The 25,409-nt window shown below is 34.7% G+C and carries 25 protein-coding genes and 1 pseudogene; 11 read left to right on the top strand and 15 right to left on the bottom strand.

Annotated features, from left to right (window positions below):
- The first annotated feature begins 282 nt into the window (after nt 1–282).
- Entirely contained in the window at nt 283–1,542 is a 1,260-nt protein-coding gene (locus BW929_RS03855) for a glutamate-cysteine ligase family protein (protein ID WP_076544072.1), read from the top strand.
- 74 nt (nt 1,543–1,616) lie between these two features.
- On the opposite strand, the gene BW929_RS03850 is transcribed toward BW929_RS03855, so the two are convergent.
- From BW929_RS03850 to BW929_RS03835, 4 genes are all read right to left on the bottom strand, one after another.
- On the bottom strand, nt 1,617–2,450 hold the full coding sequence (locus BW929_RS03850; RefSeq protein ID WP_076544071.1) for a YveK family protein: 834 nt from the start codon (nt 2,448–2,450) through the stop codon (nt 1,617–1,619).
- 192 nt (nt 2,451–2,642) lie between these two features.
- Nucleotides 2,643–4,388: a GumC family protein gene (locus tag BW929_RS03845; RefSeq protein ID WP_076544070.1), complete on the bottom strand. Its 1,746-nt coding sequence runs from the start codon at nt 4,386–4,388 to the stop codon at nt 2,643–2,645.
- Nucleotides 4,389–4,488: 100 nt separating this feature from the next.
- Nucleotides 4,489–5,136 carry a hypothetical protein gene (locus tag BW929_RS03840; RefSeq protein ID WP_076544069.1) on the bottom strand — a complete coding sequence of 216 codons (648 nt, stop codon included), beginning with the start codon at nt 5,134–5,136 and terminating at the stop codon, nt 4,489–4,491.
- Nucleotides 5,137–5,183: 47 nt separating this feature from the next.
- Nucleotides 5,184–5,525 carry a phage holin family protein gene (locus BW929_RS03835; RefSeq protein WP_076544068.1) on the bottom strand — a complete coding sequence of 114 codons (342 nt, stop codon included), beginning with the start codon at nt 5,523–5,525 and terminating at the stop codon, nt 5,184–5,186.
- 267 nt (nt 5,526–5,792) lie between these two features.
- Here BW929_RS03835 and cysK point away from each other — a divergent pair, with 267 nt between their 5' ends.
- From cysK to BW929_RS03815, 4 genes are all read left to right on the top strand, one after another.
- Entirely contained in the window at nt 5,793–6,704 is a 912-nt protein-coding gene (cysK, locus tag BW929_RS03830) for a cysteine synthase A (RefSeq protein WP_076544067.1), read from the top strand.
- 258 nt (nt 6,705–6,962) lie between these two features.
- Nucleotides 6,963–8,192 carry an EAL and HDOD domain-containing protein gene (locus tag BW929_RS03825; protein ID WP_076544066.1) on the top strand — a complete coding sequence of 410 codons (1,230 nt, stop codon included), beginning with the start codon at nt 6,963–6,965 and terminating at the stop codon, nt 8,190–8,192.
- Nucleotides 8,193–8,213: 21 nt separating this feature from the next.
- A complete protein-coding gene (locus BW929_RS03820; RefSeq protein WP_076544065.1) occupies nt 8,214–8,735 on the top strand; it encodes a hypothetical protein in 522 nt (173 codons plus the stop codon).
- A 47-nt stretch (nt 8,736–8,782) separates the two neighbouring features.
- Nucleotides 8,783–9,886: a DUF362 domain-containing protein gene (locus BW929_RS03815; protein ID WP_076544064.1), complete on the top strand. Its 1,104-nt coding sequence runs from the start codon at nt 8,783–8,785 to the stop codon at nt 9,884–9,886.
- 96 nt (nt 9,887–9,982) lie between these two features.
- On the opposite strand, the gene BW929_RS03810 is transcribed toward BW929_RS03815, so the two are convergent.
- The 7 genes and pseudogenes from BW929_RS03810 to purB all read right to left on the bottom strand — a co-directional run bounded on the left by BW929_RS03810 (nt 9,983) and on the right by purB (nt 18,029).
- Nucleotides 9,983–11,101 (bottom strand): aldo/keto reductase, encoded by a 1,119-nt coding sequence (locus tag BW929_RS03810; RefSeq protein WP_076544063.1) that lies wholly within the window; start codon nt 11,099–11,101, stop codon nt 9,983–9,985.
- 25 nt (nt 11,102–11,126) lie between these two features.
- Nucleotides 11,127–11,654 (bottom strand): hypothetical protein, encoded by a 528-nt coding sequence (locus BW929_RS03805; RefSeq protein WP_076544062.1) that lies wholly within the window; start codon nt 11,652–11,654, stop codon nt 11,127–11,129.
- A 2-nt stretch (nt 11,655–11,656) separates the two neighbouring features.
- Nucleotides 11,657–12,934: an AAA family ATPase gene (locus tag BW929_RS03800; RefSeq protein WP_076544061.1), complete on the bottom strand. Its 1,278-nt coding sequence runs from the start codon at nt 12,932–12,934 to the stop codon at nt 11,657–11,659.
- 156 nt (nt 12,935–13,090) lie between these two features.
- A pseudogene (gene cysE / locus BW929_RS03795) lies at nt 13,091–13,747 on the bottom strand (serine O-acetyltransferase).
- 212 nt (nt 13,748–13,959) lie between these two features.
- Nucleotides 13,960–15,252 (bottom strand): phosphoribosylamine--glycine ligase, encoded by a 1,293-nt coding sequence (gene purD / locus BW929_RS03790; protein ID WP_076544060.1) that lies wholly within the window; start codon nt 15,250–15,252, stop codon nt 13,960–13,962.
- A 23-nt stretch (nt 15,253–15,275) separates the two neighbouring features.
- The gene (locus BW929_RS03785) at nt 15,276–16,547 is read right to left on the bottom strand and encodes an adenylosuccinate synthase (protein ID WP_076544059.1); all 1,272 of its coding nucleotides are present in this window, start codon (nt 16,545–16,547) and stop codon (nt 15,276–15,278) included.
- A 186-nt stretch (nt 16,548–16,733) separates the two neighbouring features.
- A complete protein-coding gene (purB, locus tag BW929_RS03780) occupies nt 16,734–18,029 on the bottom strand; it encodes an adenylosuccinate lyase (protein ID WP_076544058.1) in 1,296 nt (431 codons plus the stop codon).
- A 309-nt stretch (nt 18,030–18,338) separates the two neighbouring features.
- Between purB and BW929_RS03775 the strand changes: the two genes are divergently transcribed.
- The 6 genes from BW929_RS03775 to BW929_RS15605 all read left to right on the top strand — a co-directional run bounded on the left by BW929_RS03775 (nt 18,339) and on the right by BW929_RS15605 (nt 22,874).
- A complete protein-coding gene (locus BW929_RS03775) occupies nt 18,339–19,460 on the top strand; it encodes a DnaD domain protein (RefSeq protein WP_076544057.1) in 1,122 nt (373 codons plus the stop codon).
- Nucleotides 19,461–19,550: 90 nt separating this feature from the next.
- Nucleotides 19,551–20,573, top strand: a complete 1,023-nt coding sequence (locus tag BW929_RS03770; protein ID WP_076544056.1) for an ATP-binding protein — start codon at nt 19,551–19,553, stop codon at nt 20,571–20,573.
- Between the two features lie 2 nt (nt 20,574–20,575).
- Entirely contained in the window at nt 20,576–21,958 is a 1,383-nt protein-coding gene (locus BW929_RS03765) for a replicative DNA helicase (RefSeq protein WP_076544055.1), read from the top strand.
- A complete protein-coding gene (locus tag BW929_RS03760; RefSeq protein ID WP_076544054.1) occupies nt 21,951–22,145 on the top strand; it encodes a hypothetical protein in 195 nt (64 codons plus the stop codon). The genes BW929_RS03765 and BW929_RS03760 overlap by 8 nt, the downstream gene beginning before the upstream one ends.
- A 61-nt stretch (nt 22,146–22,206) precedes the next feature.
- Nucleotides 22,207–22,650 (top strand): type VII toxin-antitoxin system MntA family adenylyltransferase antitoxin, encoded by a 444-nt coding sequence (gene mntA / locus BW929_RS03755; RefSeq protein WP_076544053.1) that lies wholly within the window; start codon nt 22,207–22,209, stop codon nt 22,648–22,650.
- Nucleotides 22,651–22,661: 11 nt separating this feature from the next.
- The gene (locus BW929_RS15605; protein WP_084566080.1) at nt 22,662–22,874 is read left to right on the top strand and encodes a HepT-like ribonuclease domain-containing protein; all 213 of its coding nucleotides are present in this window, start codon (nt 22,662–22,664) and stop codon (nt 22,872–22,874) included.
- Nucleotides 22,875–22,891: 17 nt separating this feature from the next.
- Here the strand turns inward: BW929_RS15605 and BW929_RS03745 are convergent, their stop codons facing one another.
- From BW929_RS03745 to BW929_RS03730, 4 genes are all read right to left on the bottom strand, one after another.
- Complete coding sequence (locus tag BW929_RS03745) at nt 22,892–23,197, bottom strand: PspC domain-containing protein (protein ID WP_076544052.1); 306 nt, start codon at nt 23,195–23,197, stop codon at nt 22,892–22,894.
- 47 nt (nt 23,198–23,244) lie between these two features.
- Complete coding sequence (gene hepT / locus BW929_RS03740) at nt 23,245–23,661, bottom strand: type VII toxin-antitoxin system HepT family RNase toxin (RefSeq protein WP_076544051.1); 417 nt, start codon at nt 23,659–23,661, stop codon at nt 23,245–23,247.
- A complete protein-coding gene (gene mntA, locus BW929_RS03735; protein WP_076544050.1) occupies nt 23,654–24,061 on the bottom strand; it encodes a type VII toxin-antitoxin system MntA family adenylyltransferase antitoxin in 408 nt (135 codons plus the stop codon). Before mntA (BW929_RS03735) ends, hepT begins: the two co-directional genes overlap by 8 nt.
- Nucleotides 24,062–24,282: 221 nt before the next feature.
- Nucleotides 24,283–25,374, bottom strand: coding sequence for a hypothetical protein (locus BW929_RS03730; protein ID WP_076544049.1), 1,092 nt, complete (start codon nt 25,372–25,374; stop codon nt 24,283–24,285).
- Nucleotides 25,375–25,409: the final 35 nt, after the last annotated feature.

The raw sequence follows: 25,409 nt of genomic DNA, 5'->3' as shown, positions 1-25,409 counted from the left end.
ATTCTCCCCTGTATGTAAATTTTATAATTGATGAATAATTTATCAACTTTAATTTTATTATAAACAGTTCTGAGATTCAAACAAAAAGCTCGACAATTTCCGTCAGCTAATAACTTAAGCAATATTTTTTATAATTAAATGCAGGAAAAGCAAATTTAAGTTATAATAGTATATATAAGTAAAGCAATCAACTTAATTACGGCTGAACAGCTAACTAAATGCTGACATTTTAGGTTAAAAAAGCTATCAAATTATATAAATAATAAAAAGAAAGGATCAGTTATGGACTACCAAAAACAGATCGAAAGTTTTGCAATTTATTTTAAAGAAGCTGAAAGTAAAAAAGAAAATCACAAAGTCGGAATGGAATTTGAACATCTCATTTTAAAAGAAGATTTAACTGCTGTTAAATATTCAGAAGAGCAGGGAATTGAATCTTTGCTGAAACAGTTAAGTAAAGGAAACTGGGAAAAGGTCTTTGAAGGTGAAAATTTAATTGGACTTACTGATAAACAACGGTCTGTAACCCTGGAACCAGGTGGCCAGCTTGAATTGAGCATTATTCCCTTTGCTGATTTAGAGCAGACTAAAGAAATTTATCTAAGTTTTATAGAAGAAATCAAAGAAATTTTAAATAGCAGAAGTCAAAAACTGGCTGTTCTCGGTTATCAACCGGAAAGTTCAATTAAAGATCTACCTCTGCTGCCAAAAAAACGTTATGACTTAATGTACAAATACTTTAAAGGCACCGGTAAGTATGCTCACAATATGATGAAAGGTACTGCCTCTGTCCAGATGAATATTGATTATGTTAATGAACTAGATTACATTAAAAAATTTAGAGTTGGCTATTTTTTAACTCCCCTGGTCTACTATCTTTTTGACAACACTCCTTTTTTTGAGGGGAAAACAGCAGCATCCTCAAGCATTAGAGAGACAATCTGGGCCAACTGTGACAGTGAGCGTTCTGGCATTATTAAAGGCGTTTTTGATAAAGAGTTTGGTTACAGAGATTATGCAGAATATATACTTAATACCCCTGCAATTATAAACTTAGAAGAAGGTAATTTAGCTTACAGTGGTTCGACTAAAATTAAAGAGCTTATGGAAAACGATAAAGCAGAAACTATTGACCATTTTCTTTCAATGGTTTTTCCGGATATCAGGACTAAAAAATACATAGAAATTAGATCCGCTGATGCTCTGCCCTATCCCTATAATTTTGCCTTTGCCGCGTTATTAAAAGCTATCTTTTATAATCAGGATAATCTTGATTATTATTATCAGCAGTCTTTAAATTACAATCAGCAGGAATTTCTGCAATTTAAAAATAAAGTAATTAATTCTCAAGAAAACCAGAAGCTAGAATCATTAACCACAGAGCTCTTTAAAAGAGCCGAAAAAGTAGCAGCGCCCGCTGAATTAGAATATATTAAGGAGTTTAAGAACCTTTATTTAAATTATGGGCGTCCAAAATTTAAAACTTTAAATAATATACAGCAGGGTAAAAAGAAAGCTTTAAGCTGGTGTATCTTGAATTAAATAATTTAACCCCGGAGAAATTAAAATTTAAATTTCTACCGGGGTTTTAATATGTTCGCTTTTAATTAAGTTTTCTATTCTTCTTTCATAAATTCTCTAAAGAAGATTATAAATACTGCCAGCATTAGGGCCAGCACTGCTGCAATTGCAACATTCAACTTTATGTTCGGACTAGTCGGATTTTCAGGCAAGTATGGTGCATCTAAAACTTCCAGTGGATAAAAGTTTTCAAGTTCTGATTCTCTTTCCTCAATTTCTCTTCTTAACTCCAGCCGTGAATCCTGAAGAGAAGAATTTTCCTGAATTAATAAGGAAGCAACCTCACTTTCTCCCTTTTCTCTACTTTCTTGAATTAAGTTTTGATTTCTTTTCAGATCAGAACTTAGATCTTTTAGATCAGTTTTAAGAGCAGAAATATATTCCCTATCATTTTTTAATTTATTTTCAAAATATTTATTAGAGTCTGCTTCAAAGTTACTAATTAAACCCTCTGCAATATTTTGAGTTAATTGAGGCTCATTATTTTTTACTGTTATTGTAATAATTGAAGTATTACTTATTTGACTGATATTCAAGTTGTTATTAATATAGGAATTTAATTGAGCAGCTGTCAAATCTATATTTTCTGCTGCCATTACTTTCTGCATTAAATCAGTGCTGCTTAAAAGTTGTACAGCGGTATCAGGGTTACTGTATAAACCTTCATAATTGGAAAGCTGTATTCTGGCCTGAGTCTGATAAGTCGGAGCAATAAAAAAAGTGCTGAACAAAAAAGCAGCTATAACAGCCAGTATTACAAGCCCGCCTATAAAAAATTTATTATCCCACAAAAGAAGTATATATTCTCTTAAATCAATTTCATATTCATCATAATACATCTGGTGGTTATTATTTCCTTCACTATTCATCTATATCGCTCCCCACAAATTATATTTTAGCCTCCTAATTATTATTCTACATTATTTTACAAAATAAAACAATCTGTTTTTGGAATTTTCAAACTTTCATCACAAATTTAAAACTAAAAAGTCTCTTTTCTTAAGTTATAAAAAACAACTTAAAAGAAAAGAGACTTCTTCTTAATGATTATTTAGTTATCTTTAGTTATGTTCTTTCATAAACTCTCTAAAGAATACTATAAAAACTGCAAGCATAAGTGCTAAAACAGCTGCTATAGCCATATTAAGTTTACTATTATTTCCAAGAGGTTTCGAAGGTGTTACTGCTTCCGCATAAAACTTAACATCACTTGTCCTTTGTGCTTCTGTAATCCTAGCTTCTTCGACTCTAGAAGCTAAAGAACTATAAGTATTTTTTACATCTTTTATTCTTTGTTCAAGTAAAGACTTTTCATTCTCCGCTTCCCATAACTGATTCTGCATTTCTTTAATTTCTGAAGTTAATTTACTTTCATCTTTACGGTAGTATGCCAATTCAGCACTTATTTCTTCTAATTCAAGTTCTAAATTCACCTTTTTATTAACTAAATCTTCATATCTCTTAGCAAAACTATTATAGGAATCTCTATACATTGATAAATTATTACTAATATTATTCTTAATTAATTCAAGACCATAATATTCTTCGTTTAATTTTTTTAATCTATTGTTTTCATTCTCAATCTGGCTATTGTAATATTTTATTAAGGTTGGAATCTTTTTTAATATAACACGATTATCAGTTAAATTATTCTTGGCTTTTTTGTAAATAGGATTTACAATTTCATCTTCTAACTTTAATTTTTTTAATAAATTAAGTTCTTTTTCTGATAAAATATTCTCCCAAAGTGTATTGTTGTCTATACTTCTATTAACTATCCAACGAGAGTCTTCTTCTCCTAATACCTCATTCAGATTTTGATTTTCTTCTCTTAAATTTACCATTTTATTTTTTAATTCTGATATTCTATTCTGGTACTTGGTAATATTATTTCTTGCAGATTTAATTTCTTCCTGTATTAAATTAAGATCATTCTCCTGATTAAAATTCTTTAATTTCTCCTGATAATTTAAGAACTGATCTTTAACTTTTAATAAACCATAATTGTTTCCTATATTAACTTCGTTTCTTAATTCTCCAATCCACTTCCCATCCTTTTCCATTTTATCTAACTGAGAAATAATAATTTTGTACCTTGCCTTTTTTGCGCCAATAGTTTTTTCCAGATCCAGTATTTTCTTATTATTTTCGTTTAACTTATTTTCTCTATTACTAAGTCTTTGTCTTAATAACCCTAATCGATTCTCTTTACTAAAAGCCAATAAATCTGATTTTAAATTGTTTAGTTTTTCTTCCGTGTCTTTAAATTGTTCCTGGATAACCGTAGCAACCTCTATCACTTCATTTTTTCTAATTTCTCGACTATCTTTTATAAAATTTTTTGCCCAGGCATTAGCAATGTTAGCAGCCAGTTCAGGATCCCTGTTTTTAACTCTAAGTTCTATTAAAGGTGCATCTCCATTATCATTTTCCTCAGAAGCTAGAATTTCAATACTCATCATGCCATCTAATTGATCAGCACTATATCTTTCTCCACTCTCATTTCTCAAATCCAAATCATTGATAACCTTTTGTTTTATAGAATCAGTAGTTGCTAAATTTCTATAGGTATCTATAGAAAAAGATTCTACCTCCAGAGAAGTTGTATATCTCGGAGTTAAAATCAGCAGTGTTGACTTGGCCTCATATACTGGCTCAATAATAAAAGTACTGTAAGCAAATGCTATCAATATAGCAATAATCACCAGAGAACCAATAAAAAATTTATTATTCCATAAAAGCATTATGTATTCTCGTAAATCGATTTCGTATTCACTGTAATAATCTTCCGGCGGCTCATTCTCCATTCAAATTCCTCCTATTATAAACTTGATTTATATTATTATAATTTTATTACAAAAGTTTCTTTTTTTCAAGAATCAAAATTCGACAATTTATAATTAGTGGTTAATTAAAATTAATCTTACTTACATGATCAAATCTAAGCTCAACAATTTCGGCAGCCGCAGGCCAGACAATTATTTTTTGACCCTGTAAATTTGATTTAATATCTGAAGAGTTTTTGCGCTTTATTAAATAGGTCTTCTCTCCACTTAAATACTCAATCGATGTCAGATTACTATAGTTGATATTTAGTGGGCTCCCTAGAGAAGTATTAATACTGATTGCATTTTCTACTGTACTGGCAAAGAAGAAATCGCCATTCCTTAAACTAACTGAAATATCTTTATTAGCATTAAAGGAACTGTTAGTAGAAAAATCAACACTTTTAATATCCGAAACTGTAAAAACTCTCTCAGAACCATTAACCATAAATCTAATATCTGCAAGCAGCTGACCGCTGAATCTGTTGTTTTCTGAAGCTCTTAAAACAAAGATTTCCGTTTCATTTCTAACTTCTCGATCAATTTTACTTATATATTGTTTTTGCAAGTTTAATTTCGCATAATCTGTCTGCAGGCCCAGAGTTTCATTCTGGACCTCTCCCCTCAATTTTTCCCCACTCTGAAGTTCAATCTGATCAGCTAAAGCAGCTCCACTAACTGTAAATATAATTAAAGTTATAAATATAAAAATTGCTGCTGTTTTTTTCATTTCTAAACCTCCTGACACTATCCCATTTTAAACTTAAAAATTGTTAATTACTCTTCAAACATATTGTGCAGGATGCTCGATACAAAACTTACAATAATAGAAGCAATCAAAGCCGAAAAGAAGCCGCTGACTGCAAAACCGGGCACTAAAACAGAAGTTAAAGAAAGCATAATTGCATTTATCACCAGTAAGAACAATCCAAAAGTAAGAATTGTAAACGGTATTGTCAAAATAGTAAAAATAGGTCTAATAAATCCATTGACAAACCCTAAGACAACAGCTGCAAAAAAGCCGGCCCAGACTCCGGTAACTGTAATACCGGGCAGTAAATAAGCAGCCACTAATAGAGCTACCATGGTCGAAAAAACTTTTGCAAAGAAATGAGACATTTTAATTCCTCCTCGTTTAACAATTAGATTAAATATTATTTTTAAATAATGACTCTATCACTTAACCTATATACATATTTCTATGATAATTACATTATACCTTTTTTGAAAAAAATGTCAAAATTATTACTATCTCAGCTAGAAACATAAAACTATATTCTTTTTTTATAATATAGTTGACAGTATTACTATACTATATTATAATATAAATCAAAGTAAAGTGCTCAACTTTAAAAAAGTTTTATCTAAAAGTTTTGGGAGGTACTTATGATTTATAATAATGTAACTGAATTAATAGGCAACACCCCTTTAGTCAGATTGAATAATTTAGTTGGCGAAGATTCTGCTGAGGTTGTACTCAAGCTCGAAAGTTTCAATCCTGGTGGCAGTGTTAAAGATAGAATAGCTCTTAATATGATAAAAGAAGCTGAAAAATCAGGTAAGATTAAACCTGGTGGTGTTTTAGTAGAGCCAACAAGTGGAAACACAGGAATAGGAATAGCTATGGTTGGAGCTGCCAGAGGATATAAAGTTGTGCTGACAATGCCTGAGTCAATGAGTCAGGAAAGAAGACAGATGCTTAAAGCTTATGGAGCAGAATTAGTGCTGACTCCAGCATCTGGAGGTATGAAAGGTGCTATCTCAAAAGCAGAGGAAATTGCAGCTGAACGAGATGGATTTATTCTCTCACAGTTTAAAAACCCTGCTAATCCTGATATTCATCGCCAAACAACGGCTCAGGAAATAATTACTGAAACAGAAGCTAAAATTGATTATCTGGTTGCCGGTGTAGGAACTGGTGGCACAATTACTGGTACAGGCGAAAAACTAAAAGAAAGAATTAATAACCTGCAGGTGGTAGCTGTTGAACCTGAAAATTCTGCTGTTATCTCTGGAGATAAACCCGGTTCACATAAGATTCAGGGTATAGGAGCAGGTTTTATACCTGAAGTTTTAAATACTGAGATAATTGATCGAGTTGAAAAGGTAACAAATGAAGAAGCATTTGCAACCGCTAAGGACTTAGCAGCAAAAGAAGGTATCTTTGCTGGTATTTCGACTGGTGCTGCAGTTGCGGCTGCCCTCAAACTGGCAAAAGAAGTTGGCAAAGAAAAAAGAATTGTTGTTATTGCTCCTGATACAGGTGAGCGATATCTTTCTACTGGAATTTTTGCCTAATAATAATTAATATCTAATATAAATTTTGTCGATTTTTTGTTTTTTTAATAAAGTTTACCCCGATAATTTGATATAGAAGAATTTCCCCTGTGAAAGGCCCGGAGGACCCCCAACCTACCGGGCTATTTTTTTTGTAAAATTATAGTTTTTAGTGTATAATTTACATTAACGGTATTTTAAAGCTTTTATTTTACCAATAATTATTTAAGCAGGGAATATTAAGTATATAAAATAATTTCAAAAAGAGAGTGATATCAAATGGGAAAATATATTGCTGCCAGAAAGCCAGTTCTCGACTCCAATCAAGAAGTATTTGCTTATGAGATCATCTTCAAAAATTCTATTGAAGAAAAAGGTCTATCAGAAAACTCAAAGCTTTTTATAGAAGAAATTAGCGATGATATTAAGTTCTTTGAAAACAGCAATCTCGCTGATGGCAAAAAAGTTTTTATTCATTTTAATGCTGATTTGATCCAGAGTGAAGTACCTCAACTTGTCTCAAAAGATAATCTAGGTATTGAAATTTCGGAAGATATTAAGCTGAAAAATGAGATAATCAATACAATCAAAAAATTAAAAGATAACGGCTGTCTGCTTATTTTAAATCAATCAGTAAAAAATCCAGCTGTTAACCTTTATGAGTATGCAGATATTATCAAAATTGATTATAAAAAGGCTTCTAAAACCGAGCACAGAAGTTTTATAGAAACTATAAGGAATAAAAACTCTTCGCAAATAAAATTTCTGGCCCAAAATATCGATGAACACCATCAATTTAAAGAAGCAAAAGCAGCCGGCTTTGATTATTTTCAGGGGGTTTTCTTTACAAAAGCTGACATGGTAAATGATAGTGGAACTCCAGGTTATAAAATAAATTATCTTAATGTTTTAAAGGAGTTAAATAAAGCAGATGTCGATTTCGACAAAATAGAAAAACTTATAAAAAATGACATTTCTATGTCTTTTAGCCTTTTAAAAACTATTAACTCAGCTTCTTATGGCTATAATGTGGCTTCAATTAAACAGGCTTCTGCTTTACTTGGCGTTAAAGGTCTTAAAAAATGGAGTCTTCTCTACTTAATTAATGGTTTAAAAGATGATAAACCAAATATTCTCTTTGTTAATACACTAACCCGAGCTAAATTTGCCGAATCGCTTGCTGAAGAATTTAACGCAGCTGATAAAAGCGAAGACCTTTTTACAATGGGGATTTTTTCCATGTTGGATGCCTTTTTAAATAGATCTATGGCAAAAATTATGGAGGAAACAGCTCTGACAGAAGAAATAAAAGAAGCAATTTTAATCAGAGAAGGTGTAATGGGAGAAATCTTAAATCTTGTTATTGCTTTTGAGCGAGTTAAATGGGACCAGGTTGCCTTAATAGAAAGAAAAAATCAGCTTGATCCAAAAAAACTTTATAACAAATACCTTAAGGCAGTTGATTTTGCTTATGAAACAATGGGCGTCTTAATCAAAAAACAGAAATAATTTAACTGTGAGGAGAGATTTATGCATTTTAAAAATAGAGAAATTTCTTTGATGGGAATTACAGTTGCCTTAATTATTGTCTTAGGTTTTATTTTTTATTTTTCTTCTTATATTCTACCTTTACCCGGCTCAAAATTTATTATGATGGCGCCATTTTTGGCCTTTATGTATACTTTTCCTTTAATAAAAATAAATAAAAATGGAGTTATTCTTATTCTATCACTTCTTTTTGCTATAATGATGAGTTTCATTACTGTATTTATGGGAATAGCTATTTTGAGTGCAGGAATTTTGACAGAAATCACTTCTTATATTTTTAAAAAATATAAGAGAAAGACTGAAATTGTTTTCTCCACTGCTTTTTTCCCGTTTTATGGTTTTATTAGTTTTATAATTTTAAGTGAATTTTTACTGGGCTACAAACTGCTGAGTGAAAATTCGAGCTGGCTTTTAATTATAATTGGAATTACAATCTACTGTCTGGGACTCCTGGGCAGCAAAACTGCCATTAAAGTAAATGACAAAATACAATCAGCTAATTAAAAACACTGACTTTACAATTCAATTTTATTTGAAAGGGGAGATTTTTTATGGCAAGCAAAGTTTATATTGCCGATATGAAATCAACAACGAATAGTGAAAGTATGGTTAAAAAATTGGGGAAATTGTTTTATAAGGCAGGTTTTCACGAATTAATTGAGAAAGATGATTTTGTGGCAATTAAACAACATTTTGGAGAACCCGGAAATACAGCTTTTATTAGACCGGTTTTTACCCGCGAAATTGTTCAAATTGCAAAGAAATTAAAAGGAAAACCATTTTTGACTGATGCTAATACTCTCTACAGTGGACAAAGGTCCAATTCTGTAGATCACCTAAACTCAGCCATCGGAAATGGATTTGGTTATGCTACCGTCCAGGCACCAATTATTATTGCAGATGGGCTAAAAGGTAAAGGCTCTACTGAAGTTGAAGTTAATCTTAAGCATTTTGATAATGTTCGTATTGCTTCGGAAGTACTGGAGGCAGATGTTTTAATTAGTCTTGCTCATTTTAAAGGTCATGAACTGGCTGGTTTTGGAGGAACTTTTAAAAATATTGGAATGGGACTGGGCAGTCGAGCTGGAAAGCAGATGATGCATTCGGCAGTTCTACCTGAAATTACCGAATCAGAATGTATTAAATGTATGAAGTGTGTCAAACACTGTCCAGAAAACTGTATTATCATTAATGAAGATGAAAGTTATATTGATCATGAAATTTGTATTGGTTGTGGGGAATGCGTTGTCACTTGCCCAACAGATGCAATTTCTGTAGAATGGGAGTCAACCAGTGAAGGTATGGAAGAGCGTCAGGTTGAATTTACTTATGGAATTGTAAAGGATAGAAAAAATGTTTATATTAATTTCATTACTAATGTTTCACCTGACTGTGATTGTGCCGGCTGGAGTGATCGTCCAATTGTTAATGATATTGGTATTCTGGCTTCAAAAGATCCGGTCGCTCTGGAGCAGGCCTCTTTAGATCTGGTTAATCAGGCTGAGCCTAAAGGAATGCTTGAAGATCGTGATTTGAAGCCGGGAGAAAATAAGTTTAAAGCAGTTCATCCAAATACTGATGGTGGAGTTAGACAGATTGATTATGCTGCAGAAATTGGAATGGGCAGTAAAGAATATGAATTAGTCTCTTTATAAAATATGCAGATAATATACAGCTGTCGTGTAAAATCGGCTTTATATTAATCTTTAGAAAAGCCCAGCCTGAAAGCTGGGCTTTTTGTTAACTCTATTCTAATTCATTATATCACTTTCGCCCAGTTTATAATCAACTATCTCCAGCTTGTTTTTTAGATCAAGACCATACTTACAGGCTTTAAATTCAGCCGTTTTTCCCAATAAATCTGCCGCACTAAGATCCAGCTTCTTATATCTTTCTTCTGCCAGTTCCCTATCGCCAAACCAGAAACGGAGACGATCTCTCAGGGCATATTCAGCAGGATTTCTGGGCCTGCCATCATACATCTGACGATCAAAATAGCCTTCCATTCTAAATACATCTTTAATATTTTCTCCAAATTTTTGCGATACACTGCAGCTATCACACTGACGACAGATATAATCTCCCAGTTCCTCAGCATTAGCGAACAATTCTTCTTTTTCAGCCTCATTCATTGGCTCAAACTCCTCTGCCAGTTTTAAATCCATTTCAAGCATTTCTCTATTATTCATTCCTGTCACTACAGCATCTACAGGCAAAGAAAAAACATAACGAAAAGCATCTTCCACGTTCTGCCATAAAAATCCATCCGCAAGTGGTTTCATGCAGAGAGTACCAATGTTTTTTTCTTTAACCAGAGGCAGCAATTCCGCTTCTAATTTAGGGAAGTTGAATTTATCAAAATAGTTGAAAAGTGTCATCATTACTTCAAATTCACCTGTTTTTAAAGCTTCAATTAAAACATCAGGCTGTCCATGTCCAGTAATTCCGATATGTTTTACCTTTCCCATTTCTTTTGCCTTTTTAGCTGCTTCCAGTGAACCGCCCGGTTTTAATATATCATTTAAATCGTCCTGATCACCAACACCATGCATAAAAATAATGTCAAGATGATCTGTCTGCAGGTTTTTTAAGCTCCGATCTATTTCCTCCATTGCTCCTTTAGCATCTCTAACACCAGTTTTGCTGGCAAGTATAATCTCATCTCTTCTTTGCTTTACAATTTCTCCTATCTTCTTTTCTGATTCCCCATCACCATAAGAAGCCGCAGTCTCAAGATAATTACCTCCTCTATCTAAATAGGTATTTAATAAGTTAGCAGCCTGATCGGCAGGAATTTCTATTAAATGAAATCCTCCAAATCCCAGTAAACTAATTTCCAATCCAGTTTTCCCAAGCTTCCTCTTTTGCATTTTTAATTCCCCCATTTTAAGTGATTTAATTTATATTAATAAATTTATTGAAAAAATATCTAAACGAATTATTTTTTTCTAATGCAACTTTAATTGAAAATACCTTTATAATTTCCTGCATAAAATCAATTCTAGAATCATATTTTGTCTCTAATAATTCATTAAAATCCTCTTTAAATAAATCATTTGTATCCTCAAAATTATGGATACCAATATTTGAACTTGTTTTTTGATCCAATCCAGCAAGATACCAACTCTCAATTTCTTTTATAACAACAATGATTTTTTTAAGAGAAACATTTCCAAAAGCCTCTAAAATCTTCTCTTTTTTTTCAGTCACACAACTATTTTCATCCAAATCTCCCACCAAAAAATAATCTGCCTCCATTGAATTAATACTTTTAATAAACTTTTTGATTTTTTTATATTTCTGCTGGGCGTATTGCCAGATGGCAATATTATCATAATCATTTTCAAATAAAGGCATGATTATCTCTCTAAAAAATCTTTCATCGTCATTTCCTTCAACTAGGATATATAATTGTTTATACAAAACTACACCTCCAGTAAATTTTGTATATACAAATCATCTATTCCCATGTCATTTTCAAGAAATATTTTAACTTCTTTATTTTCTACGGGTTTGGTAATTTTAGAAAATCCACTTGTATCACGATGAACCAAAAATAAATCCTGCAAATCAATGTACTTGATCAACTCTGGATTATGAGTGGTTATCAAAATCTGTTTATGTTTTGATGCATCAATGAACATATCTACCAATTTAGAAATAAGATGAGGATGAATATTTCTTTCAGGCTCTTCTATTATTGCAATTTTTTTCTCTTCAAAATAAAGGGCGATTATTAAAGCAATTGTACTTATAGTTCCATCAGAAAGAATTGAAGCTGGAATATAATCTTTTTGGGAATATTCTTCTTTTAATTTGAAAAGTAATGATTTATCAGCAAATTTTTCAATATCAATATTCTTGACAAAAGGAAGAATATCTTTAACTATATTAGAAAATTTCCTTGCCTTTTCTGGATTTTCAATTATATTTTTTAATACTATGGCCAGATTTTCCCCATCTTCTTCTAATTCTGCCTTACCAGTTATAGGAGTTGCTTTTTTAGATAATAAGGGATTAATATTGTAAATTGAAATACCACCTAAAATTTCTTTAAGTGAGCGCTCAATAATAAAAGCAAATGGGGTCTCTAAAATCAATTCCTTATCAGAAAGGCTAATTTCTTCTACAAATGAAGGTAATATATTGTCTTTATTAATTTTAATCTGATCTGTTTTTAAAGTATCTTTATCAATTTTAATATCTAGATTATTATCTTCTTTCAACAATGTGAGAATAACTTCTCCCATTTCCTTTTGTCTTCTAGTTTTCTCAGCTATTTGGTTTTTCTTTTCAATCTCATGGTATTTAAATTTAAGAGTTAATTGATCCTCTTTAACTATATAATCTTCACCATTAAAATCAATTTTGAATTGATATTTGCTTTCATAAGCTTCTCGACAGAGTAGATTATCATTATTTTCTTTTTCAATCTTCTGTATATTGGGGCGATCAAAAATAATCTCTACCTTAAGGGGCTCCTGATCTCCAATATTAATATTTCTTAGATATTCAACTCCCCCCTGCATTGAAATAGCATTGCTTAAGCCACTGCGAATTATATCTCTAATAAAATCAAATATTTGAATAAAGCTGGACTTTCCGGCCGCATTAGCTCCCACAAAAACATTAAATTGTTTTAAATTAACTTCCAGTTCCTTAAAACTTTTAAAGTTTGAAACCTTAATTTTTTTGATACCCATTTCGCTCTTCCTCCTAAATAACAAAGCAGAATAATTCCCAAATTTAATTAAAATTATAATTCAGTAATTTTATTATATCACAGCAAGAAAAAAATGACAGCTCCCTGAGGGAAACTGTCATCTGTAATATTTATATTAAATTTTAAACTCTCAATTTTAACCGACATCTTCAAATGAATCACTGGTTAAAATTTCTTTTTTTAGTTTTGAAAAATCTGCTTCCAATTCGCGCAGTTTATCCCGAATTGGATCTGGAAGATCAGCATGTTCTAAATCGCGTTCCGGATGAACTCTTCGGCCATCACGGGTTACAACTCGTCCGGGAATACCGACAACCGTGGAATTTTCCTACACATCTTTTAAAACAACCGAGCCAGCACCAATTTTAGCATCATCACCAATTTTAATTGAACCAAGCACTTTAGCTCCAGCGCCAATCACTACATTGTTCCCTATAGTAGGGTGACGTTTGCCACGTTCTTTACCTGTTCCTCCCAGAGTCACTCCCTGATAAAGAGTTACGTTATCACCAATCTCAGTTGTCTCACCAATTACTACCCCCATACCATGATCAATAAAAAATCCACAGCCAATTTCTGCTCCTGGATGAATTTCAATTCCAGTCAAAAAACGAGAAAGCTGGGAAATAAGACGGGGGATCGTTCTTAATCCCTTACTGTAAAGCCAGTGCGAAAAACGGTGAAAAAGCAGAGCGTGCAAGCCTGAATAAGCCAGGATAACCTCCAGCAGATTATCAGCTGCTGGATCTCTATCAAAAACTGCATTAATATCGCATTTTAATCTTTTAAACATAAATTTTACCTCCTGAATTCGACAAGAACCGATGGGTACCCGGTACTTGTAAGTTTTTGTCGAACCATCTATTAAAATAAAAATATAAGTTCCATACTCAAGTTTATTATACCGACTCCAGGAGACAAATGCAAGCTCTATCTCTGCTGCAAATATCAACAAAAACTGACAGGTACGCAGCACCTGTCGGTTTTTGTTATTTTTTGTCTAAATTACTCAACTGAGTTTTCAGGCACCTCTGAGATAGTAAAACCAATATCAGTTCTGTAATGCATGTCTTTAAACTCTACCTCATTAATATAATTGTAAACAGAATCAATAACGCTTAAGATTCCTTCTCCAACTGCTGTCATTCCGAGAACTCTGCCACCATCAGTGTAATATTTCCCATCTTCAAGCCTGGTCCCAGAATGAAAAACAATTAGATCATCATGATGCTTAAGATTTTCTAATCCTTTAATCTCATAACCTGTCTCATAAGTTAGAGGATAACCAGCGGCAGCAAGAATCACACAGACTGCATCACTGCCATAAACATTAATCTCTTTTTTATATTTTAATTTTACATCATTGGTCATCTGCATCAGCTCCAGCAGATCTTCTGCCAGCAGCGGCATAATAACCTGAGTTTCTGGATCTCCAAAACGCGCATTGTAATCAATTACTTCCGGACCATTTTCGGTCAGAATAATCCCAACATGCATCACACCCCGGTAATCAATCCCTTCACTGTTTAAAGCATGAAGGGTCGGTCTTAAGATCTCACGACAGATCTGATCCATTACTTCTGCATCTACATAGGGGGAAGGAGAATATGATCCCATACCACCAGTATTCGGCCCCTCTTCTCCCTCAAAAACTGCCTTATGCTCTCTGGTACTGGTTACAGGAAGAATAGTCTGGCCATCTGTCAGAGCAAAAATAGAAACTTCTTCTCCTTCAATGAAATCCTCTACTACAATTCTGTCACCCGCATCACCAAATGCCTTATCCTCCATAATTCTGGAAACCGCATCCTGAGCATTCTGGTAATTAGAAGCAACAATTACTCCCTTCCCACCTGCCAGGCCATTAGCCTTAACTACAAGAGGATATTCAGCATTTTCAAGATAGTTTAGAGCAGAGTCCGGATCAGTAAAAACTTCGTACTCTCCGGTTGGAATATTGTATTTATTTAAAATTTCTTTGGCAAAAGCTTTACTACCTTCCAGCAGTGCTGCCTGTTTTTTAGGTCCAAATATCGGCAAATCACGCTCAACAAAATAATCAACTATCCCTGCCACCAGTGGCTCTTCCGGACCAACAACAGTCATTCCAATTTCATTTTCACGAGCAAAATTGGCCAGGGATTCTATCTCATCTGTTTCTATATCAACTCTTTCTGCAATTTCTAACATTCCATCATTACCTGGAGCAGCGTAGATTTTATCTACTTTTTCGCTCTGATATAGCTTCCAGGCTAAGGCATGTTCTCTGCCTCCATTTCCTACTATTAATACCTTCATAACCGATCCTCCTCGTCTTTTATTTATCTGATAATTGCCTGTTTCCGGCCAGGTCCAACACTAATTATTTTAGCCGGAATTCCGATCAGTTCTTCAATTCTTTCTATGTATTTTTTAGCATTTTCGGGCAGTTTTTCAAAATCTCTAATCTCAGTAATATCTTCTTCCCAACCTGGCCATTCTTCGTAAACCGGCTCATAAGGAATTTCACTTTCCAGATAGGGAGGAAATTCTTCGACAATTTCTTCTCCGTGCTTATAGGCTGTACAGACTTTAATCTCATCCAGACCGGTTAAAACATCTATTTTAGTCAGAGCAATCTCAGTTAAACCATTAACTCTGACTGCATGTTTTAAAATCGGAATATCCAGCCAACCACATCGGCGGGGGCGGCCAGTAGTAACTCCAAACTCATGTCCCTTATCTCTTAGATATTCTCCCTGTTCGTTATCCAGTTCTGTCGGGAAGGGTCCTGCTCCAACTCGGGTGAGGTAGGCTTTAGTAACTCCAATTACATCATCTATAGTTGTGGGTCCCATACCAGTCCCGGTACAGACTCCGCCAGCAGTCGGATTGGAAGAGGTTACAAAGGGGTAGGTACCGTAATCTACATCAAGTAATGTCCCCTGAGCTCCTTCGAAAAATATTTTTTGATTTTTTTTATGAGCTTCATTAAGCAGTAGAGATGTATTTGTTACATATGGTCTCAACTTTTCTATGTACGGCTGGTATTCTTTAATAATTTCTTCCACTTTTAATGTTTTTGCATTATAAACCTTTTCTAATAATACATTATGATAATCAAGTGCTTTTTCCAGTTTGGCTCTCAATCTGCCTTCATCCAGCAGATCGGCAATTCTAATTCCCCGGCGGGCAGTCTTATCTGTATAACAGGGTCCAATTCCTTTACCGGTAGTTCCAATTTTACTGTCCCCTTTACGTTCTTCCTCCAGGGCATCAAGCATTCTGTGGTAGGGCATAATTACATGGGCTGTTTCGGAAATATAAAGGTTGGCCAGGGAAATTCCCCGATCTTCTAGGCCCTCCATCTCCTCAACCATGGCCTCAGGGTCAATTACTACTCCTCCACCCAGGACAGATTTTTTATCCTCATATAAAATTCCGGATGGAATCAAGTGCAGTTCAAATTTTTCCTGATCAACTATTACTGTATGACCGGCATTATTTCCGCCTCCATAGCGAACAACTAAATCAGCAGTTTCAGCCAGCATATCAGTAATCTTACCTTTGCCTTCATCGCCCCACTGTGCACCAACAACTATCTTATTAGACATTTAAATTCTCTCCTCACTTATTCTTTAATTTAATCTTTTCAGCTCTACTGTTTTACTAAAATATTTTAATTAAATATTAAATATTGTTCTCTCCAGCAGTTCTCCTTTATCTGAGTTAAGGACTATTAAATACTAACTTCTTAGCTCTTAACTATAGTTTAACAAAAATAAAGTGAATATGCATCCTTAAATTAATCCTGTCCGCGCAAAAACCCGATCAATGTTTTTTAAATAAACCTGCCAGTCGAAAATCTGATCAAGTTCTTTCTCATTTAAATATTCTCTAATTTCCTGATCAGCGGCAATCAGCTTTCTGTAATCTTTCTTTTCTTCCCAGGCAGTCATTGCATTTCTCTGGGCCAGCTCATAGGCGTCTTCTCGGCGCAGTCCCTTTTCCACTAAGGCCAGCATTAAGCGCTGAGAAAAAGTCAGACCTAGAGTCTTCTCCAGATTGAGCTTCATATTATCCTCATTGACTACTAACTCCTCCATTACTCCTTTAAACTTATGCAGCATGTAATCGAGCAGTACTGCACTATCAGGCAGTATAACCCGTTCAACTGAAGAATGAGTTAAATCTCTTTCATGCCAGAGGCTTACATTTTCTAAAGCCGGAACCACATTACCGCGGATTACCCGGGCCAGACCACTTAAACGTTCACAGACAATAGGATTTTTTTTATGCGGCATGGCAGATGAACCTTTCTGTCCCTTGCGAAAACCTTCTTCAACCTCGAGAATATCTGTCCGCTGCAGGTTTCTAATTTCAGTTGCAAATTTTTCTATAGAAGCAGCAGCCAGGGCAATTCTTTCGATAAAATCAGCATGCCGATCCCGCTGCAGAATCTGAGAACTAACCTTTGAATTTTTAAGCCCCAGAAGCTCACAGACCCTCTCTTCTACTGCCGGTTCAATAGTAGCAAAAGTTCCAACCGCACCGGAGATCTGTCCTACCGCTACAATATCTTCCAGCTGTTCAAAACGGGTAATCTGCCGCTCGATCTCCTGATACCAGTTTAAAACCTTAAGTCCCCAGGTAATGGGCTCTGCATGAACTCCATGTGTTCTGCCGACCATAATTGTATCTTTGTCGGCCAGAGCTTTTTGGCCCAGAGTGTTTTTTAGACTTCTTAAATCTTCTATAATCAGCTGACAGGCCTGCTGCATCTGCATTGCCCGGGCTGTATCTTTAATATCGGAAGAAGTAACTCCTTCATGAATAAAACGCGATTCCTCACCCAGATTCTCAGAGATTCCTTCAATAAAAGCAATCATATCATGACGAGTTTCTGCTTCAATTTCTTTTATCCTGGCTAAATCAACCTCTGCTTCCTGCTCAACCTTCTCAGCTGCACTAACTGGAATTTCCTTAAGCTCAGCTCTGGCCTTTAAAATAGCAATTTCAATCTCAAGCCAGATCTCATATTTTCTCTCCTCACTCCAGACATTCTCCATCTCTGCCCGGCTGTACCTTGAAAGCATAAATAATCTCCCTCTCTTTTTTTTCAAAATTAGATTAAATTTCTTTTAAAATAAATATCAGGCTTATTTCAGCAATTTAGCTGCTGAACAGCCAATAATATCTCTATTCTCTTTTTTTCAGTTTAATATTAGCAGATGCAGTGGTTGCTGTCAAGATAAGTCTCCTGCCTGACTGTTGAATTTTAACTAAATAACACATATAATTATTAACTGCAGCTGATAAATTTATTGGATTTTTTCTTAAAAAATCTCTGAGATCTGATATAATAAATGTAAGTGTTAAATTTTTGAAGGGCAAATGGTGATAAAATGAATACTAATTACTATAAAAAAACGTTAGATCTAAGTGAAGCTGACAGCAGACAGCTTTTAACTTTAGGTGACAGTTTAATCGAAAAAGGTTTTCTGCGCCAGTTTTCTGGCAGTGAGACAAAGGTTTTGCTTTATCTTCTCACTCATCGCAAAGAAGCCAGCGAAATTGAAATTGAACTCCCTCTGGCTGCTGGGGCTCTGGGGATGGAGATTGAATTTTTAAAATCTGCTCTCAAAGGGCTAGCCAGAACTGGAGTTATCAACCAGAAACCAGCTGAGGAGAATAACTTTTTTCGCTGTTTTCTAAATTTAGAAGCAGTTCTAAAAAAGAATGAAAATAAAAAGGTGGTAGAGGAGAGCTCTACTGCTGGGGCGGAAATCAGAAAACAGCTGATTAACAGTAATTCTGCCTCTAAAAATGAAATTGCGGCAGCTTTAATTTCTTTTCTCCCACCAGCCAGTAGAAATATTCACCGTCGAGAAGAAATAAAAAGCTGGCTTAATGATTTTGAAGCAAAAATGCTCAAAGAACTGGTGCGTAGAGTTGATAAGTGGCTCAAGAGGCAGGGGGCAACTGACCACCTTCAGGGAGCCTATGCTTATCTGAAGGCAATTATTGACAGCTGGTATCAGGAAGAAATCACTACCTACGAAAAGCTGCAGCAGCAGGATAAGCTGCATCGCGAAACCAAAGAACTTGCCCGGGCCTATGGAATCAGATCCTTTTCTTCTAATACAGCTCAGCTGAAAACTTTTCAGAACTGGCTCAGTGGGGAACAGGCCTTAAGTAAAGAACTGGCACTGGCTGCAATTAGAGAGGCAGTCCGCCGCAAAAGAGATGGACAGCCTTCTTTGAAATATGTTGAAGATAATTTTATCAACCCAATTAAGGAACTTGGAATCAATAATCTGGCAGATTTTCGCCGCTGGCTGCAAAAAGAAATGGATGGCAAAGCAGCTGAGGCTGACAGCAGAGATCAGGCTGAATCTGATTCTGGGGCTAAAAAGCAGAAAACTAAAAAAGATAAAGCTAAAAATAAAAAGAAGAACGAAAAAGATGATGAAGACAGCTATAAATGGAAAGACTTTTTTATAGATTTTGATAAATACAAGGAGTAAATTTTGTGTACTTGCAGTTATCGTTTAAATGGATGGAATTTTTCACCTTGGTAAACGGTGCCTGAACAAAATTTGGAAAGGGGATCAAAAATGCCACTACAGTTTAATTCAAATAAATATCAGGGTAAGGCCAGAGAAAAATATATGGAAGCAGAAAAAAGAATAGACCGTATTCACAGGGAGTATCCTGATGTTGAACAGGCATACAGTTATTTAAATTCCCTTAAGCGCGAATATAAGATGTTAAAAGTTGGTCTTTTTAATAAGGAAGACCCTGAAGATAATTCAATTTCGGAATTAAAAAAGGAAATTGAGAGTCTGGAAGCTCATTACCACGCACTTTTAAAAAAACATGATATACCACTTGATTATAAGGAACCGGACTGGGACTGCGAGAAGTGCCATGATACCGGACGTATCTATCGAAATAATCAGTATTTAATCTGCAGCTGTGCCAAAAATGATTTAAGGCAGCGCAAACAGCAGAATGGTAATTTGCCCCGTCATTTACAGAATGCAACTTTCGCTAATGCAAATCTTAACTATTATGAAACTGATCTGATGACAGACAGCGGAATGAATTACCGGGAAAATGCCCAGAAAATTTACAGTCTGGCCTCTTCTTTTGTTCAGAAATATAATGCTGATGGAATCAGTAGAGGCTTAATTATTGAAGGCCCTATTGGCAGTGGTAAGTCATATCTTCTCGGCTGTATTGCTAATGCTCTTATTGATCGTGGAATTCAGTTCCGTTATATTGTTTATTCTGATCTTTTACAGCAGATTAGAAGCACTTACAATCAGAATAATCCTGAAACTGATGAAAAGCAAATTTTAAGTACTGTCCAGCAGATACCGGTATTATTAATTGATGACCTGGGTACCGAAAAAGCAACTGAGTTTGCCTCTTCTACCCTTTATCAAATTATAGATCGCCGCTATAGAGAGGAAAAACCAATTATTTTATCAACAAATTATTCTATTAAAAATTTAAAAAATCGTTTTCCGGTTATGGGAGAGCGTATTTTTCAGAGACTTTTAGAAATGAACAAGTATTTAGAACTGGCAGGTAATGTTAGAGTTAAAAAAATTGAAGAACAACAGGAGGCCTGATTATGGCAGTTGAAGTACAGAACCAGCGCAAAGATGACCGATACAATAAAAATGAATATCAACTTTTAGGCATCCTGCTGCAGTACCCTGATAAAATTGATGAGGTTGCTGACCTGCTCGAGGTTAAGCATTTTCTGGATCCCCAGGCTCAAATCATTTTTGACCAGCTTTTAAAACAGTATCAGCAGGATAACCAGATTTCGAGAACAAAACTTTTAATAGATTTACAGAGCCAGAACGCAGTTGATGAAGCAGAAGAAATTATCGAACGCCTGACCTCAGGTTTCAATACAGTTGATGAGCTGAATCCAACTATTGATTTAATTAAAAAGGATTATCAGCGCTCACTCTTAAAAAGGGCTTCCAATAAGTTAAAGGAGCTGACTGAGGCTAACGATCTGACTATTGATGACTATCAAGCCCGGGCTCAGGAGATTATTTTTCAGGCAACAAATGAAAGTAACGACTTAGAAAAACACATCTATAATATGGAAGAGGTCCTGATGGAGTCATTTTCCAACTATATGGACCGCAAGCATAAAAAAGCTGATGTGGGGCTTAGAAGCGGTTTTATTTCTCTTGATAATTTAATAGGAGGGTTTAAACGGGGTCACCTGACAGTTATTGCTGCTTCCACTTCAATGGGTAAAACAGCCTTTGCAATCAATATTGCTAAAAATGTGCTTAAACGAAAGGCAAAAGTAGCAATTATGTCCCTGGAGATGGATGCAACTGAGGTTGTAGACAGAATGGTTGTTCAGGAATCACAGGTTAATGCCTGGAAGTATACCCAGGGGGAAACCAATGATGAAGAAGATCAGCGGGTTTCTAAAGCACTTGATAATCTACACGAACTTCCTTTAATGATTTCTGATGAGCGTGGTTTAAATACTGCACAAATTAGAGCTCGACTGCGTAAGTTTAAGGCTCAAATGGATGGGCTTGATCTGGCAGTAATTGATTACTTACAGATGATTCAGCTGCCGGAAGAGCATGCTCAGAACACTTCGCGAGCAGTCGGTCAGATTGTTCTGCAGCTGAGAAACCTGGCTTCGGAACTTGATATCCCGGTAATTTTAATTTCTCAGATTTCTCGTAGTTTTACCAGCCGCCAGGATAAAAGGCCTGTGCTTTCTGATTTAAGAGATTCCGGTAATATTGAAGAGGTTGCCGATGGAGTTATCTTCCTCTACCGTCATGCTCACACCTCTGCTAAGGCTCGCGAAGAGGCTGAAGCCGAAGGTACCGAAAGTGACACAGATATTATTATCGCCAAACAGCGTACCGGTCAAACAGGCTCAATCAAACTATTTTTTGAAGAAGAGTTTATTCGTTTTGTTGATCCCGAAAATCTATCTCTGGAAGGAACGATTCCTCATGGCTAATCTGGACAGTCTAGATCTAAAACTTGTACTTTCTTTTGCCAACGCCTACCGCCGGCTCAATGAAAAGGGAGAAATCAGTGATCAGCAGTTAGAAGAAGTGATGCAGCTTGTGGAAAATTACCAGAACTATGCTCCGGCTGACTTCAAAAATCGGCTGCACGAAATTTTTCCGGAAAGTGATTTTTAAACTTACAGATGCCGTGTACCACCCGATTTATGTCGTTTTATGCGGAGGGGGAGATGTATTTATGGAAGAAGATAAAATTAATAAAATAAGGGAAATTCTTAAAAATTATGAGCTGCAACTGCTTGTCTTATTTGGCTCATATGGAGAAGAAAACTTTAATGAGAATAGTGATATTGATCTGGCAGTTAAAGTGAAAAAAGAGAGTTCTTTAAAGAAAAATCAGGATCATGTGCTTTATTCTATTTCTAAAATCTTTGACCTGCGACCTGTTGATCTGGTTTTATTAAATCACGCTGATCCCTTAATTAAATTTAAAGTAGCTTCTGAGGGAAAATTACTTTATCAGTCTGAGGAAAATCTTTTTGAAAATTTCCAGGTTAAGGCAGCTGCTGAACATAACGATGCCCTCATTTTTTATCAACTTGATAAAAAATTTATTGAAGATTTTTTAGAGAGGAGCAAAAATAATGACAGACCCACTCATCGTGCGCCGAAAATTAAATAAAATGATAGAATATCTGGGCCAGCTGGAAGAGTCAGATCGTAGATCAAAAGTTTGCTGAAGAGATCGCACCTTCTGCTGGATTGAGAAACAGACTTGTCTATGAATATGAAGAAATTGATGATAAAATAGTCTATAAAAATATTCAAAAGACTATAAATAGTTACCAAAAATACATTAGAAAAATTGAAAATCACCTCAAAAATATCGAAAACTCCAGCCGCTAAGCTGGAGTTTTTTGCTGCTAAATATCATAGTATTTTGGATCATCATCATGAGTGCCGTTATTCTGATCAGCCTCACTTTTATCCTGCTGCTGGTCTTTGTGTACTGGCTCTGAGCTGACATCATATTCAACATCGATGTGAGCTGGTCTTTCGGGAATGATGGCCCAGGCCACAATATAGGCCAAAAGACCTGCACCCCAGATAAAAATCAGAACAATTGCTCCCAAACGAACCAGAGTTGGATCAAAACCAAAGTATTCTGCTATTCCACCACAGACTCCTCCGACCTTTCTGTTTTCGCGAGAACGATAAAGTTTTTTCATTTTTTTCACCTCTTTTAATATAGAAATAAATTCTTTCCGAAGCTAAATCAAACTAAATTCAAATATGATTTCAAAAGTCCTCGAATATCATTTAAATTATTTTTTAATAAATTAAAAATTACATTTCTATCTAAATCCATATAGTCATGAACTAAGATATTTCTAAAAGCAATTATACGAATAAATAGCTCTTTTTCCTCTTCATTTAGATAATTATTTTCTGCCAAAATTACAGCAATATCTTTATAAACATTAACCCTACCCAGGTCATCATCTGAAACTATATGATTCCCAATATCAATTAATGCTTCAATTGATAGATGCAAAAATCTTTCGGCACTTCCATACAGAAGTGGATTATTATTAAATTCTTTAAATTCTATATCTTTTACTATTTTTCCCAGCTGTTTAAGATATTCATTACACTTTTGAGATCTTTCCAAAATTATCTCTTTTTTAACCATTTAAAATTCTCTCCTTAAACTTCTGCTGATTTTTTTTCAAATAATACTCAAAATCAAGGTACTTTCTAATTGCTAGAGATTGATAGGAAGCTGCATCAAAATCTTCTTTTTTATAGAGCAGATAATTTTCTTTTACAACTTCATATTTTAAAAGGGCTGATGCCTTGTTTAAAATAACTAAATCTATATTATCAAGTCCAGCTTTAATTAACTCTTCGTAAATCTCAACTTTAATTTCTCCACTTTTTTCAGTATAATTATCCTGTAGAAGTATCGCAATATCTATATCGCTATTTACACTGGCTTGATTCTTAGCCTGAGAGCCAAAAAGATAAACAGCTTTAATTTCATTATTTTCTCTGGCAATTTTGATTATCTTATCAATAACTTTCTTTTTCATAAATATCAGCCCCTAAACAGCTTGACTTCATTATCTGAGCAAAGAATTAGCCAAAAAGATTTAGCTGCTCGAATAAATCTCGATTTAATTATCCTCTTTATTTTATTATAAAACATAATTAGACCAATTGACAGAGGGAGGAAAAAATTTTGCCAAAAACAATTAAATTAATTTCTACTTTAACCGACATAAACTGACAGGTTCACGGTGCGTGTACGTTTTTAAAAAGTATAACTTAAATTAATTTCTAGACCTTTAGCATCTCCACCCAAAATCTCTCCTTCACTACCGGCGGCAAGACTGCCCCGCAGTTCAAGTAGTAGGTTGCTGCTAAAAAGGTAACTGTAATTAGGAATAAATAAAGTGCTGCCATCATCTAAATAACTCACAGTCATTATTCCAATCGAGGAGAATTCGTCAATCTCATAACTTAAATTAGTGTTAATAAAATCTAAACTGCTTTTGATATCTGAACTGTTCGCTGCAGCTGTTGATGATTCCAGGCTAAATAAGTCAAAAGCAGAAATATCTCCTTCCAAGCCTTCAAGTCTTAAATATTCTGCCTGCAGATAGAGCTGACTTCCGGCCAGATAATGATAACTATAATCTGTACCAAGCTGATAAATTTTATAATCAATCTCATCACTCTGCCAGAGACCATAAGCCCCATAAATACCAACTGGACCCAGATCACCTTTCGCAGTTAAACCATAACGCTCCAGATCCGCCGCAGCTTCTACAGGGGTGTTAACATAACTGAGACTTAAATCATAGCCTTTAAAAGTGGTTCTTCCTCTCAAAGCCCATTTATGGTCTTTTTGATTTTCAAGATTGGAAGCAACAAAAGTCAGACCACTTCCCCAATTAATAGGATAATATAACTCTATACCATCAACAAATTTGGCTCTGCTTTCTTCCTCTAAATTTTCGGCTCCCAGACTGTAATCAACGGGATTAATTAAAGCACCATAAGACCAGGAAATCGGCTGCCTACCAAGGCTGAGATCAAAAGGACCCAGCTTTTCTTTTAAATATAATTTTTTAAACCAGAGCTCAAAGTTATCTTCTCTCGCTTCTGCTAGAGAAATAACAGCTCTGTTCTGAATATTAAGAGGAAAATCATAGGGTAAAAACCATTCCAGCTCCAATTCTGCAGTCAGATTATTATCCAGTTCTGAATCAAGATAAGTAAAATTACTGATTAGACTGGCCTTTCCCCCAATATCTGCAGCTGTTACTGGAACCGAGAGTATAGCTATTATAATAACAAATATTATTAAAAATATACTATATCTACTATTTAAAAATTTCATCTTCTTCCATCACCATCCTTATAACGTTGTCTGGC

The sequence above is a fragment of the Halanaerobium kushneri genome (assembly GCF_900156285.1).
GTDB classification, from domain to species: domain Bacteria; phylum Bacillota; class Halanaerobiia; order Halanaerobiales; family Halanaerobiaceae; genus Halanaerobium; species Halanaerobium kushneri.
The sequence above is the reverse complement of the archived record's forward strand: the minus strand, read 5'-3'. Positions and strand labels throughout refer to the sequence as shown.

Excerpts from the sequence above, each read along its gene's own strand:
- BW929_RS03855 (WP_076544072.1), top strand. The coding sequence starts at position 283 with ATGGACTACCAAAAACAGATCGAAAGTTTTGCAATTTATTTTAAAGAA.
- BW929_RS03850 (WP_076544071.1), bottom strand. The coding sequence starts at position 2,450 with ATGAATAGTGAAGGAAATAATAACCACCAGATGTATTATGATGAATAT.
- BW929_RS03845 (WP_076544070.1), bottom strand. The coding sequence starts at position 4,388 with ATGGAGAATGAGCCGCCGGAAGATTATTACAGTGAATACGAAATCGAT.
- BW929_RS03840 (WP_076544069.1), bottom strand. The coding sequence starts at position 5,136 with ATGAAAAAAACAGCAGCAATTTTTATATTTATAACTTTAATTATATTT.
- BW929_RS03835 (WP_076544068.1), bottom strand. The coding sequence starts at position 5,525 with ATGTCTCATTTCTTTGCAAAAGTTTTTTCGACCATGGTAGCTCTATTA.
- cysK (WP_076544067.1), top strand. The coding sequence starts at position 5,793 with ATGATTTATAATAATGTAACTGAATTAATAGGCAACACCCCTTTAGTC.
- BW929_RS03825 (WP_076544066.1), top strand. The coding sequence starts at position 6,963 with ATGGGAAAATATATTGCTGCCAGAAAGCCAGTTCTCGACTCCAATCAA.
- BW929_RS03820 (WP_076544065.1), top strand. The coding sequence starts at position 8,214 with ATGCATTTTAAAAATAGAGAAATTTCTTTGATGGGAATTACAGTTGCC.
- BW929_RS03815 (WP_076544064.1), top strand. The coding sequence starts at position 8,783 with ATGGCAAGCAAAGTTTATATTGCCGATATGAAATCAACAACGAATAGT.
- BW929_RS03810 (WP_076544063.1), bottom strand. The coding sequence starts at position 11,101 with ATGCAAAAGAGGAAGCTTGGGAAAACTGGATTGGAAATTAGTTTACTG.
- BW929_RS03800 (WP_076544061.1), bottom strand. The coding sequence starts at position 12,934 with ATGGGTATCAAAAAAATTAAGGTTTCAAACTTTAAAAGTTTTAAGGAA.
- purD (WP_076544060.1), bottom strand. The coding sequence starts at position 15,252 with ATGAAGGTATTAATAGTAGGAAATGGAGGCAGAGAACATGCCTTAGCC.
- BW929_RS03785 (WP_076544059.1), bottom strand. The coding sequence starts at position 16,547 with ATGTCTAATAAGATAGTTGTTGGTGCACAGTGGGGCGATGAAGGCAAA.
- purB (WP_076544058.1), bottom strand. The coding sequence starts at position 18,029 with ATGCTTTCAAGGTACAGCCGGGCAGAGATGGAGAATGTCTGGAGTGAG.
- BW929_RS03775 (WP_076544057.1), top strand. The coding sequence starts at position 18,339 with ATGAATACTAATTACTATAAAAAAACGTTAGATCTAAGTGAAGCTGAC.
- BW929_RS03770 (WP_076544056.1), top strand. The coding sequence starts at position 19,551 with ATGCCACTACAGTTTAATTCAAATAAATATCAGGGTAAGGCCAGAGAA.
- BW929_RS03765 (WP_076544055.1), top strand. The coding sequence starts at position 20,576 with ATGGCAGTTGAAGTACAGAACCAGCGCAAAGATGACCGATACAATAAA.
- BW929_RS03760 (WP_076544054.1), top strand. The coding sequence starts at position 21,951 with ATGGCTAATCTGGACAGTCTAGATCTAAAACTTGTACTTTCTTTTGCC.
- mntA (WP_076544053.1), top strand. The coding sequence starts at position 22,207 with ATGGAAGAAGATAAAATTAATAAAATAAGGGAAATTCTTAAAAATTAT.
- BW929_RS03745 (WP_076544052.1), bottom strand. The coding sequence starts at position 23,197 with ATGAAAAAACTTTATCGTTCTCGCGAAAACAGAAAGGTCGGAGGAGTC.
- hepT (WP_076544051.1), bottom strand. The coding sequence starts at position 23,661 with ATGGTTAAAAAAGAGATAATTTTGGAAAGATCTCAAAAGTGTAATGAA.
- mntA (WP_076544050.1), bottom strand. The coding sequence starts at position 24,061 with ATGAAAAAGAAAGTTATTGATAAGATAATCAAAATTGCCAGAGAAAAT.
- BW929_RS03730 (WP_076544049.1), bottom strand. The coding sequence starts at position 25,374 with ATGAAATTTTTAAATAGTAGATATAGTATATTTTTAATAATATTTGTT.